An 11,650-nucleotide genomic window follows, 5' to 3' on the forward strand; every position below is an offset into this window, starting at 1 on the left:
TACGCCATCCACCGTCATTGCGAACGCAGTGAAGCAATCCGGTATATATTTGCAGATTGCCACAAAAATACTTTGTATTTTTTCGCAATGACATCAAGTTGTCTTTGCGAGCGTAGCGAAGCAATCCGGTATATATTTGTAGATTGCCACGTCGCTGAAGCTCCTAGCAACGACTTAGAATTGTCTTACGCCATCCACCGTCATTGCGAACGCAGTGAAGCAATCCGGTATATATTTGCAGATTGCCACAAAAATACTTTGTATTTTTTCGCAATGACATCAAGTTGTCTTTGCGAGCGTAGCGAAGCAATCCATAAAGTACTGGATTACTTCAAATGCTTACGCATTTTCGCAATGACCTATTTTTTCAATAATTTTAATTCCTAGCCCTTTTTTAAATTATAAAATATCATATTCTATAGTTTTGAAGAATTTATAAGTCAATTCTGTAAGCTTTTTATTTTGTGGCAATTTAGAACATATTTCATTTACCATATCTTCATGGTTTACTTTTGAAAATTTATATAAATCACTTATTTCAACGTCTAATGCTTTTGCTATTTTTTGCAAAGTATCGACTGCCGGTGAAAACTTACCACGCTCAATATTACTTAAACTTGGAATTTCTATGTCTATAAGTTCCGCTAGTTTTTCTTGCGTAAGTTTTTTTTGTTTCCTTATAGCCTGAATTTTTTTACCTAAGGCTTTTTTAATGTCCAAAATCTCATACCTTTTTTATTCATTGTTCTTATTAAATTATTAAATTAAAAAACACTTATTTTAATAATGTTGTACATTAATTATATTGTTGACTATTAATCTTTTGCATTATATTATTGGGTAAAATATAATCTATTACATTAATATTTATACGCTTTGGAGTTAAATTTTTAGAGGAGCCTGAAGTTCACTAATGCATAACCAACCTTTGGTATCGGTATTTATACCGTATTATAACGACAGAGAATTTTTGATAGAGGCAATTGAGTCTGTGCTTGGGCAAACTTATAAGAACTTCGAGCTGATATTGCTAAATCATGCCTCAACCGACGATTCCAAGACAATTGCACGGTCTTTTGACGATGAGAGAATTGTACATATCGATATGAAAAAGAATTATGGTGCAGGCGGAGGAATATTATTTGAACAGCTTTTGCAAACAGCAAAGGGCAAGTATTTGAAGCTTTTTTGCGCCGATGATTTATTATTACCTGACGCACTGGAAAAGCTTGTCGATTATATGGAAAGCAACCCTGACAAAGACTTCGCCTTCGGCGATATGTTGTACGTCAACTCAAGAGGCAAGAGCCTCAAGCAGACATGGTTCGGGAGCAGACGAGGGTTCGATTTAGACAATGACGAGCTGGACACGCTTAAGCTTTTGGCGGAGGGGTGCAGCCATTTGCCGTATCCTGCTTCTATTATCAAAAGAGAGGCATTTGCCGGGATTGATATCGATAAGGTTTTTATCATGCTGTTTGATATGTCATTGTGGATAAAGTTGTTAATAAAAGGCAAAAAGATAGGCTTTTTGCCGCAAATCGTATGCAAATACCGAATAAGTAATAATCAGGTATCGGGTATAGCAAACAAAGGCACAGCTATCATCAGGTCTTTTTTTGAATTAATCCCCTACTGCAAAATGTTTCAAACCATCACGGATGTGAAAACGGTAAGGAGCATTTTCCCTGATAATTATTTACTCAAAAACCTCAAAGAAAAAGATACGGAATATATCCCGTTTATAGTAGCCTATAACTGCCTTTTGTCGCCAAGCAGACCATATCAGATTTTTGGGTTTGTGGAGCTATACAACATGTTATCAGATGATAATATGAGGAGCAAAATAGAAGCCCGGTTTGATTTTGACATAGGTGAACTTCGCAGGATTTATTCTGTATCAAAAATCTTTGAGCTGCCGTTCCCCAACCCTAAGCATATGGGTATAAGGCAGTTGGTTTCGCTTCTTGGCAGACAGTTATTGTATTTAGTTTTGTGCAGGAAAAACCGTAAAGGCAAAAAAGAATACTCGCTGTAATCGGATATTTTATTATGGATTGCCACGTTGCCAAAGCCCTTAGCAATGACAATAATTCGTTTGCCAAAAGTCTACCTAATAAATATCAAAAATATATTTTAAAGCTGTTTCATCAAATTCATCATTTCAATCAAAGCAAGCGCGGCATCAGAGCCTTTGTTGCCTGATTTGGTACCTGCACGCTCAATCGCCTGCTCAATACTGTCCGTGGTTAAAACCCCGAATATAACAGGTTTTTCACTTGTTAAACCTACTTGTGCAATACCTTTTGAAACTTCAGCTGCAACGAAGTCAAAATGAGGAGTAGAACCTTTAATCACGGCGCCTAACGCAATTACACCGTCATATTTAGGGTTAGAAGCCAATTTTTGAGCGGCAAGCGGAATTTCAAAAGCGCCGGGAGTCCATATAACATCAATATTTTCATCTTTGATGCCATGCCTTTTCAGTGTATCAACACATCCCGAAAGCAGTTTTGAACTTATAAATTCGTTAAATCTTCCTGCAACAACAGCGACTTTTTCACTGTCGGCAACCAATTTTCCTTCTATAATATTAACCATGTTTCACTCCTGACTAATTATTAGTCTAATATTACTACAAAAAGAGCATTGCACAAAACAGAAAAAATTTCTTTATGCATGAACACTCAAGCTATTTTTTCTCCAGAGTAATTGTAAAAAAATTATCCGTTTTTTCCCCTTCCTTAAGTTCAGGTGCAGTGGAAATTGATTTTGATTTAGCTAATAAATCGCTAAGCCTTGTTTGGACGATTTTACTTGTTATAACAACATTTTGAGGATTATTTTTAACCGTTAAAACCCGAAAAACATGGGGATATTCAAGCATAGCGCTGGTCGTGATATGCAAAACCCCGTTTCGCTCAACCGTACTTGAAGCATGATAATGTCCTGCCAGAAGCATAATAACATTCTTATGTTTATCAAGGATTTTAAGATATTCATCTTTATTTTTAACATAGTGCGTATTACTTTTAAACGGCGGCATAAGAGGAAAATGCTGCACAATAACAGCATTTTTACCGCTGTATCTGGTCAATGTTTTGTCCAAGAACTCAAGCTGTTCAGGCGGAAAATAGCCTTGTGCGGTAATTTTAATATCAGAAGTCCCGTCCATAAAAATAAACACAAAATCACCTTTCACAATACAGTAATAAGGTTTTTGCAGTTTAAGCGCGGGATTATTTGCGTTTAAAAGAGTAATAATTTCCTTTTTACTAAGCCCGCCCAAGACCCCTACATCATGATTTCCCAAAGCCGCATACCATGGGGCCTTGATTTTATCAGACAAAGCCAGAAATTTTTTAAATTCACTTTTAACCGGCAGATTAATCATATCGCCGGAAAAAACAACAATATCAGGATTAACGGCATTTATATCGGTAATGGCATGTTGATATAAATCAAAAGACCTGGAAAGCATACGCCCTTTTACATCAGGGCTAAAGCTATCCACTTGTGTATCCGTAATATGTACAATCGTAATCTGTGAAGGGTTAGCAGCCCAAACCGCAATACAAAAGGTAAAAACAACAAATATCGAGAATAGAATTTTCCTCATTAATTTTTACCTACAATTCCTGCCAAAGGCGAAGAAGCGGAAGCATATTCTTTCATAGGGATTCTGCCCGATTCATAAGCTAATCTTCCCGCCTGAACTCCGAGTTTAAAGGCTTCCGCCATTTGAACAGGATTGCTTGCCAAAGCTATAGCAGTATTAATCAAACAGCAATCAGCTCCAAATTCCATAACATTAGCGGCATCTGACGGTACGCCTATCCCTGCATCAACAATAACAGGAACATTAGCCTGTTCAATAATAATTTTAATATTTTCAAGAGTTTTGATACCCTGCCCGGTTCCTATAGGAGAAGCCAACGGCATAACAGTAGCGCAGCCTGCTTCTTCCAACCTTTTACACAAAACAGGATCGGCATTTACATAAGGAAGAACTACGAAGCCTTCATCTACAAGGATTTTAGCTGCTTCAAACGTAGCTATAGGGTCAGGTAAAAGGTATTTAGGGTCGGGAATGACTTCTAATTTTATCCAGTTATTAATCCCCATAGCACGGGCGAGCCTTGCCACCCTTATCGCCTCTTCGGCTGTAGCGCAGCCGGCGGTATTAGGCAAAATCCAGTATTTATCAGTATCAATATAATCCATCAAACCTGCATGCCCTTGAGCGTTAGTTTCAACTCTTCTTATAGCAACGGTAACAATTTCAGCCCCGCTTGCCGCATGAGCTTCCTGCATTACTTTAAAATCATTGAATTTTCCTGTTCCAACCATCAATCTTGATGAAAAAGTCTTGTCTGCTATAGTAACTGTCATAATATCTCCTAATTTATTATTTTATAAGTATAGGTTACCGCTAAAATTTGTAAATAATTGTAACGTTTTGTAAAATAAACCTTCAGTTATGGCAATGCCTTGCCGAATTATTATTTTATATATATAAGATAGGTAAATCAAGGTATTGGCATGCAGGCTACAGTTAATAAATTAGTTCAATTTTGCAGGTTCTCACAAGGTTATTTAGTCAGAAATAATCCTGTTCAATTGTTTGTCAATACAATCATTGAAGGCATAAGAGATTTATGCACAATGAGCAAAAAGAAAAAAATCGCACGATACCGTGTAAACCATTTGCAATACAGATTGTACCAAATGGAACAAATCATAGAAAACGGAAATCCTTATAACGTAGCAAAAGGAAAAAATTTAGATCAACTAAGGTAATAACACAAACAGGGTAGGTAACAAAGATGGCATTAGCATCATCACAAATTAGAGAACAGATGTATATCGCTCAAGAACACGACTTGAACAATATATTAACTCGTTTAAATTCAATCAAAATGAATTTGTCCAACAACATGAACGATCTTTTAAATGTTGGCACAAATTTAGATCCTGATTCACCTGAAAGCCGTGTTATCGAAGCACGCCGCCAAAAGCTTGCGCTGCTTGAGAAAAAAATGGATATGGAAATAGCTCAATACCAAAACCGACTAAAAGCAGTCGAATCATTGAGAAATCAATCAAAGGAAACTGTAAACAGAGCTATTGAAAAATCCTACGGCGGCAGACACTAATCAGTTTTTGATACAGCCTTTTAAGCACCAAAGCAGTGCTTCATCTATAGTTACGTCTGTTAATGTACCTATCAAATCGGGTGTTCCCTCAAAGTGAACAACTTTGTTATTTCTGGTTCTGCCTGTTAAAATATTTTGTGCATTTTTGGGATTAAATTCTTCCACCAAAACTTCAAGCGTTTTACCGACATACTTTTGATTAGAAAGATATGAATATTCCTGAACTTTTTTGTTTAATACAGCTAAGCGTTCTTTTTTGACGGCTTTATCAATAAACTTGTCGCGCCAGGTAGCGGCAGGAGTTTGTTTCCTCGGAGAATATGCAGCCGTATTGGAATAATCAAGCTCCAATTCTTCTATAATGCTCACAGTTTCCTCAAACTGCTGTCGGGTTTCCCCCGGAAAACCAACTATAAAATCACTTGTAACCGTAACATTTTCAACCTTTGAGCGAATTTTTTTCACAATCTCAATATACTGTTCTCTGGTATATTTGCGGCGCATGTTTTTTAAAACTTCATTTGAACCTGATTGCATAGGAATATGGAAGTATTCGCAAATTTTGGGATATTCTCTTACAACCTCAATTAATTCATCAGAAATATCGGTAGGGTAAGACGTAACAAACCTTATACGCAAAATATCCTCAATCTTGACAAGCTCCCGCAGCAAATTTGCAAGCGTAACATTTTTATCCTCCAAATCACGCCCGTAAGAATCGACCGTCTGCCCCAGCAAAGTAACCTCTTTAAACCCTTGTTTGGCAACATTTTGAACCTCTTCAATAATAGCCTGCATATTTCTGCTGCGCTGCCTTCCCCTTACATAAGGTACAACGCAATATGTGCAAAAGTAATCGCAGCCGTCAATAATAGGCACCCAGGCATTAAATCCCTCCGTTCTTACAATATTTTTGCTTTCTTTATCTCTCGAAACAGGGTCTTTAGAAATGCAAACAACCTTTTCGCCGCCTTCAATTTTTTTAATCAAATCAGGAAGCTGGGGAATATTAAGAGTGCCAAAAACCAAATCAACCCCCGGCAATCTCCTTCTTACTTCTTCCTTATCCTGCTGCGCAACACAGCCGCACATAGCAATTTTTATCTCGGGATTTTGCTCACGCAATTTAATCCATCTTCCAAGCAAACTATAGGCTTTATCAGCCGAAAGCTGTCTGATATTGCAAGTATTAACAATAAGCAAAGAAGCCTCTTCATCGGATTGTGCTTTTTTGTAGCCTAAATTTTCAAGCATTCCGTAAATCCGCTCAGAATCAGACTTGTTCATCTGGCAGCCGAGTGTTTCTATGTAAACAGCAGCATCCATCTTTAATTCCCGTTAAAACTCTCATGTCTATTACAACAAACAAAAAATGAATAATCAAGCAAAACATTCGCATAAAACTTCTTTGACTTGCAATTACCACTCAATTATAATTTTATTAACAAAATATTTATGGAGAGAATTTAACTGTGTGTGGAATAGTAGGATATATCGGAAATAAAAAAGTAGCCCCCATAGTGGTAGAAGGCTTAAGAAATCTTGAATACAGGGGTTATGACAGCTCAGGAATGGCGCTGATTTACAATAATAAAATCGAGGTTTTAAAAGCCCAGGGCAAGCTCGAAAACCTCGATAACTTGATAAATAAGAACAAAACAGCCCAAGAAGCTGATATAGTAGGCATAGGTCATATCAGATGGGCAACGCATGGCATACCCAATGAAATCAATGCCCACCCGCATGTAAGCAACTGCGAACGTATAGCGGTTGTACACAACGGAATTATAGAAAACTACAAAGAGTTAAGAAAAGACCTTGAAGCAGCAGGCTACAAATTCCACTCGCAAACAGATACAGAAACTATCGTACATATGGTGGCAAATGAGCTGAAGACGGCATGCTGCCTGAAAGATGCCCTAAAAGCAACTTTATCTAAGGTAAAAGGCGCTTATGCACTGTGTGTTATTTCTCTTGATGAACCTGACAAAATTGTCGTAGCAAGAAAAAACGCACCGTTACTTATAGGTGTAGGCGAAGGCGAAAACTTTGTCGCAAGCGATATTCCCGCAATTATTGAACATACCAAAAAAGCAATTTACCTTGACGATGATGAAATTGCAGAAGTATCCAAGGATGACTTAAAAATTTATAATGCAATTACAGGCGAAAAAATCGAAAAGAAAATTGAAATTTTACCGTTTGAACCTGTAGCTTTAAGCAAAATGGGCTACAAGCACTTTATGCTAAAGGAAATCAACGAGCAGCCTGCCGTAGTCCGCAAAAACCTCTTCGGCAGATTGAGCGCGCCTGATGAACCTATCGATTTAAAGGAAGTAAAACTTACAAAAGAAGATTTAAAAAACCTAAACCGCATACAAATTATAGCTTGCGGAACCTCCTTGCATGCCGCTATGGTAGGCAAATACATTATAGAAGAATTTACGGGACTTCCCGTAGATGTTGAAGCATCAAGCGAATATATTTACAGAAATACTATCACTAATAAAAACACTCTGGTAATAGGGGTTTCCCAATCAGGTGAAACAGCAGATACCATAACCGCTATCAGACAAGCCAAAGCAAAAGGTTCTCATATCTTAATCATCACAAACCGTGTTGATTCCACAATGGCAAGAGATGCCGACAGCTTAATATGTGTTGATGCGGGTATAGAAGTAAGTGTAGCCGCTACAAAATCATACACGGCACAGCTTATGTCCTTCTACTTGTTGATGTTATACCTTGCGGAGGTTAAAAATTCCATCGACCCTGAAGTATCAAAATCAATAAAAGAAGAACTTATTCAGCTGCCGCAAAAGATTGAAGAACTCCTTTCACATTCGGACCGAATTGCAAAATGTGCGAAGATTTTTGCTTCTACAAAAGACTTTATCTTCATAGCAAGGGGCATAAACTTCCCTGTAGCGCTTGAAGGTGCGCTGAAGCTGAAAGAAATCAGCTACATAAACGCAACGGGTTACAGCGCGGGAGAACTAAAACACGGCCCTATTGCAATGCTTGACGAAAGTATGCCTGTTCTGGCTATTTTAATACCCGGTATTGTATACGACAAAGTTCTATCAAACTCGGAAGAGTCAAAAGCAAGAAACGCAAGACTTATTGCTTTAACCAGCGCTGATGATGAGCATTTGAACTCTATATTTGAATACATTATCAAAATCCCGGAAGTATCGGATATCTTATCACCGATTATAACAACGGTACCGCTGCAGCTCTTGGCATATTACATTGCGGAATTTTTAGGCAAAGACGTAGACCAGCCCAGAAATTTAGCAAAATCCGTAACCGTTGAGTAACATGAAAGCAATAAATTTACAGCTTAAAATTAAAAAGAAAAACGATGCAGATTACATCGAACGTGAAATTTCGTATTACGGAAAACCCCTAAGATGGGCAATTGTAGAAGTTTCCAACGAACATTATACAATCGATTGCGCAATTTTAAAGGAAGACGAATGAGAATACTCGGAATAGACCCCGGTCTTGCCATAACAGGATATGCAATCCTTGATTGCGAAGCGGATAACCTCGCCGTAGTAAACAGCGGGTCAATCCAAACCCCTTCTAAATCAAGCAACGGGGCAAGGCTGCTTGAGCTTGCGCAGGATTTATCGACAATTATAGAAAAGTATAACCCTGATTGTGCAAGTGTTGAAAAGCTTTTTTACTTTAAAAACCTAAAGACCATTATGCCTGTATCAGAAGCAAGAGGCGTGATAATTATGATATTGGAAAAATATGGTGTAGAAATCTTTGAATACACACCGCTTGAAGTAAAGCAGACAATCACGGGTTACGGCAGAGCCTGCAAGGAAGAAGTGAAAAAAATGACCGAGATTGCACTGTGCAATGCGCTGCCAAACCTTGATGACGCGGTTGATGCGGTTGCCATAGCCCTTTGCCATACAAGGTGCTGTAGAGTTTAATAGTTGGAGTGGTGCATAGTGCAAGAAACACACTATGCATGCCCGTCATTGCAAACGAAGTAAAGCAATCCGGTTACATAATGGACGAAAAAACTCCATCTGAAATTAAAAATTCTAAAAAAATGTATTATTTTAATTTAGTAAATTAAATCATTTGCACTAACCTTCAGTGCATCTGCTATTTTAACCAATACAAAAACACTTACATTTACTTTTTCATTTTCTATTTGATTAATATATTGTTGTGTAGTACCGCTGGCTTCAGCCAAAACTTCCTGGGATATTCTGTTTTTAGCTCTTAATACCCTTAAATTTTCCGCTATTTGTTTTTTTAGTTTATCTTTTTCCATTAAATTATTTTAAATCACTTGTATTTTATTTTTTACTAATGATATAATGTTAATAACATAATTTAATATGTTGAAAGGATTAATAATGAAAGAAATATTAAAGAAAGCAAAAACATTAAATAACATGTTTGATTTTATCTTAAATGCTGTTAAATCGGACAAAACAACTACCAAAAAGAACATACATTATTTTCTGTCCGAAATGAATAAGCTGTCCACAGAAATTGAACATGATTTAACATAAAAAAGCCGAACATAAATGCTCGGCTTTAGTTGTGGTTGTTGAACCATTGTTATTGTTTAGTATATTCAGCATCGATAACATCATCATCTCCGCCGTTATCTTGAGATGTTTGCTCGGAAGAAGCGCCTTGCTCACCCTCAGCTGAAGCAGAACCCTGAGATTGTTGATAAGCTTTGGATGAAATAGCATACATAGTTTCCTGAAGCTTGTCTGCCAAGGTTTTAACCTGTTCAATAGCAGCATTTTCATCGATTGCCTTTTTCAATTCATCTTTTTCGCTCGTAAGTTTAGACTTATCATCTTCGCTCATCTTGCCTTCGAGGTCTTTAACCAACCTTTCGGCAGCATTCACCATGCTTGTAGCATTGTTTTTTGTTTCAACTTCTTCTTTGCGTTTTTTATCATCTTCACTATGCATTTCTGCATCCTTCACCATTTTGTCAATGTCAGATTCAGATAAGTTAGAAGTATTTGTGATGGTAATTTTTTGTTCTTTATTAGTAGCCTTGTCTTTAGCGCTGACATTAACAATACCGTTAGCGTCAATATCAAATGTAACTTCAACCTGAGGAATACCTCTTGCAGCAGCGGGAATACCGTCTAAACGAAACATACCCAAAGATTTGTTATCTTTTGCCATAGGTCTTTCACCTTGAAGTACATGGATATCAACTGCGGTTTGATGATCATCGGCAGTAGAGAAGACTTGCGACTTGCTGACAGGTATAGTGGTATTTCTCGGAACCAATGCAGTCATTACACCGCCTAAAGTCTCAATACCCAATGTAAGAGGCGTAACGTCTAAAAGAACGATATCTTTAACTTCTCCGGCTAATACCCCTGCCTGAACAGCTGCACCTACTGCAACAACTTCGTCGGGGTTAACAGACTGGTTAGGTTCTTTACCTGTATACTCTTTAACTAACGCCTGCACTGCAGGAATACGGGTCGAGCCGCCGACAAGCACAACTTCGTCGATTTCACCTTTGGACACGCCTGCTTCCTTGATTGCATCTGCTACAGGCTGTTTACACCTGTCAATCAACTCTCTTGTTAAATCATCAAATTTAGCTCTTGTTAAAGTTAAATCCAAGTGCTTAGGACCGTTAGCATCGGCTGTGATGAACGGTAAATTGATGGTAGTTTCAATCACGCTTGAAAGTTCACATTTAGCTTTTTCAGCAGCTTCTTTAAGTCTTTGCATAGCTTGTTTGTCATTTCTCAAGTCTATACCTTCAACTTTTTTGAATTCATCGCAAAGCCAGTTCATAACTTTTTCGTCAAAGTCATCCCCGCCTAAAAGCGTATCACCGCTTGTAGACAAAACCTCGTGAACGCCGTCGCCGATTTCAAGTATACTAACGTCAAAAGTACCGCCGCCAAGGTCAAATACCAATACTTTTTCGGTCTTTTCTTTTTCTAAACCGTAAGCCAATGCAGCGGCTGTCGGTTCATTTACAATTCTCAAAACGTCCAAGCCCGCGATTTTACCCGCATCTTTTGTAGCTTGTCTTTGGCTGTCATTGAAGTAAGCAGGAACAGTAATAACTGCAGAAACAACTTTTTCTCCCAAATACTTGGAAGCATCATCAGCAAGTTTTCTCAAAATCATAGCTGCAATTTCTTGAGGAGTATAGTCAGTTCCGTCAATTTTTACTTTGTAATCCGTACCCATATGTCTTTTTATACTCAAGACAGTTCTGTCAGGGTTAAGGATTGCTTGCCTTTTTGCAAGCTGTCCCACCAGTCTTTCGCCCGATTTAGAAAATCCGACGATAGAAGGAGTTGTTCTGCTGCCCTCAGCGTTAGCTATAACGGTTGGCTTACCGCCTTCCATAACGGCAACTACAGAGTTTGTAGTACCTAAGTCAATACCTATTGTTTTTGCCATAATTTATTTTCTCCCATTTGAATAGTTTTCCACCTATAACAATTTAAACAGATTTTTTG

14 protein-coding genes are annotated in these 11,650 nt (G+C 37.8%); 7 read left to right on the forward strand and 7 right to left on the reverse strand.

Translation table 11 applies throughout. From position 1 onward, the window contains the following. Positions 1-399: 399 nt before the first annotated feature. Positions 400-720 carry a helix-turn-helix transcriptional regulator gene (locus PHX18_00645; protein MDD3593117.1) on the reverse strand — a complete coding sequence of 107 codons (321 nt, stop codon included), beginning with the start codon at positions 718-720 and terminating at the stop codon, positions 400-402. Positions 721-913: 193 nt separating this feature from the next. Here PHX18_00645 and PHX18_00650 point away from each other — a divergent pair, with 193 nt between their 5' ends. Then, positions 914-2,038 carry a glycosyltransferase gene (locus PHX18_00650; protein MDD3593118.1) on the forward strand — a complete coding sequence of 375 codons (1,125 nt, stop codon included), beginning with the start codon at positions 914-916 and terminating at the stop codon, positions 2,036-2,038. Positions 2,039-2,136: 98 nt separating this feature from the next. Here the strand turns inward: PHX18_00650 and ribE are convergent, their stop codons facing one another. From ribE to PHX18_00665, 3 genes are all read right to left on the reverse strand, one after another. Further along, a complete protein-coding gene (gene ribE, locus PHX18_00655) occupies positions 2,137-2,601 on the reverse strand; it encodes a 6,7-dimethyl-8-ribityllumazine synthase (GenBank protein MDD3593119.1) in 465 nt (154 codons plus the stop codon). A gap of 91 nt (positions 2,602-2,692) precedes the next feature. Beyond that, positions 2,693-3,619, reverse strand: a complete 927-nt coding sequence (locus tag PHX18_00660) for a metallophosphoesterase (protein MDD3593120.1) — start codon at positions 3,617-3,619, stop codon at positions 2,693-2,695. Next, the gene (locus PHX18_00665; protein ID MDD3593121.1) at positions 3,619-4,392 is read right to left on the reverse strand and encodes a thiazole synthase; all 774 of its coding nucleotides are present in this window, start codon (positions 4,390-4,392) and stop codon (positions 3,619-3,621) included. Before PHX18_00665 ends, PHX18_00660 begins: the two co-directional genes overlap by 1 nt. A gap of 150 nt (positions 4,393-4,542) precedes the next feature. Between PHX18_00665 and PHX18_00670 the strand changes: the two genes are divergently transcribed. Both PHX18_00670 and PHX18_00675 read left to right on the forward strand, forming a co-directional pair. Continuing rightward, on the forward strand, positions 4,543-4,800 hold the full coding sequence (locus tag PHX18_00670; GenBank protein ID MDD3593122.1) for a hypothetical protein: 258 nt from the start codon (positions 4,543-4,545) through the stop codon (positions 4,798-4,800). A 26-nt stretch (positions 4,801-4,826) separates the two neighbouring features. Then, positions 4,827-5,156 (forward strand): hypothetical protein, encoded by a 330-nt coding sequence (locus PHX18_00675; protein ID MDD3593123.1) that lies wholly within the window; start codon positions 4,827-4,829, stop codon positions 5,154-5,156. Here PHX18_00675 and miaB read toward each other — a convergent pair whose 3' ends face one another. After that, on the reverse strand, positions 5,157-6,482 hold the full coding sequence (miaB, locus tag PHX18_00680; GenBank protein MDD3593124.1) for a tRNA (N6-isopentenyl adenosine(37)-C2)-methylthiotransferase MiaB: 1,326 nt from the start codon (positions 6,480-6,482) through the stop codon (positions 5,157-5,159). A gap of 146 nt (positions 6,483-6,628) precedes the next feature. On the opposite strand from miaB, the gene glmS reads away from it, so the two are divergent. The 3 genes from glmS to ruvC are packed head-to-tail and all read left to right on the forward strand — an operon-like array spanning position 6,629 to position 9,106. Next, positions 6,629-8,476, forward strand: a complete 1,848-nt coding sequence (gene glmS / locus PHX18_00685) for a glutamine--fructose-6-phosphate transaminase (isomerizing) (protein MDD3593125.1) — start codon at positions 6,629-6,631, stop codon at positions 8,474-8,476. A gap of 1 nt (position 8,477) precedes the next feature. Beyond that, complete coding sequence (locus PHX18_00690) at positions 8,478-8,639, forward strand: hypothetical protein (GenBank protein MDD3593126.1); 162 nt, start codon at positions 8,478-8,480, stop codon at positions 8,637-8,639. Then, positions 8,636-9,106, forward strand: coding sequence for a crossover junction endodeoxyribonuclease RuvC (ruvC, locus tag PHX18_00695; protein MDD3593127.1), 471 nt, complete (start codon positions 8,636-8,638; stop codon positions 9,104-9,106). Before PHX18_00690 ends, ruvC begins: the two co-directional genes overlap by 4 nt. Before the next feature lie 137 nt (positions 9,107-9,243). Here ruvC and PHX18_00700 read toward each other — a convergent pair whose 3' ends face one another. Further along, on the reverse strand, positions 9,244-9,456 hold the full coding sequence (locus PHX18_00700; GenBank protein MDD3593128.1) for a helix-turn-helix transcriptional regulator: 213 nt from the start codon (positions 9,454-9,456) through the stop codon (positions 9,244-9,246). A gap of 85 nt (positions 9,457-9,541) precedes the next feature. On the opposite strand from PHX18_00700, the gene PHX18_00705 reads away from it, so the two are divergent. After that, on the forward strand, positions 9,542-9,700 hold the full coding sequence (locus PHX18_00705; GenBank protein ID MDD3593129.1) for a hypothetical protein: 159 nt from the start codon (positions 9,542-9,544) through the stop codon (positions 9,698-9,700). Positions 9,701-9,749: 49 nt separating this feature from the next. Here the strand turns inward: PHX18_00705 and dnaK are convergent, their stop codons facing one another. After that, on the reverse strand, positions 9,750-11,591 hold the full coding sequence (gene dnaK, locus PHX18_00710) for a molecular chaperone DnaK (GenBank protein ID MDD3593130.1): 1,842 nt from the start codon (positions 11,589-11,591) through the stop codon (positions 9,750-9,752). Between the last annotated feature and the right edge of the window lie 59 nt (positions 11,592-11,650).

The organism is Candidatus Gastranaerophilales bacterium (genome assembly GCA_028696075.1).
GTDB lineage: Bacteria > Cyanobacteriota > Vampirovibrionia > Gastranaerophilales > JAILCC01 > JAQVHS01.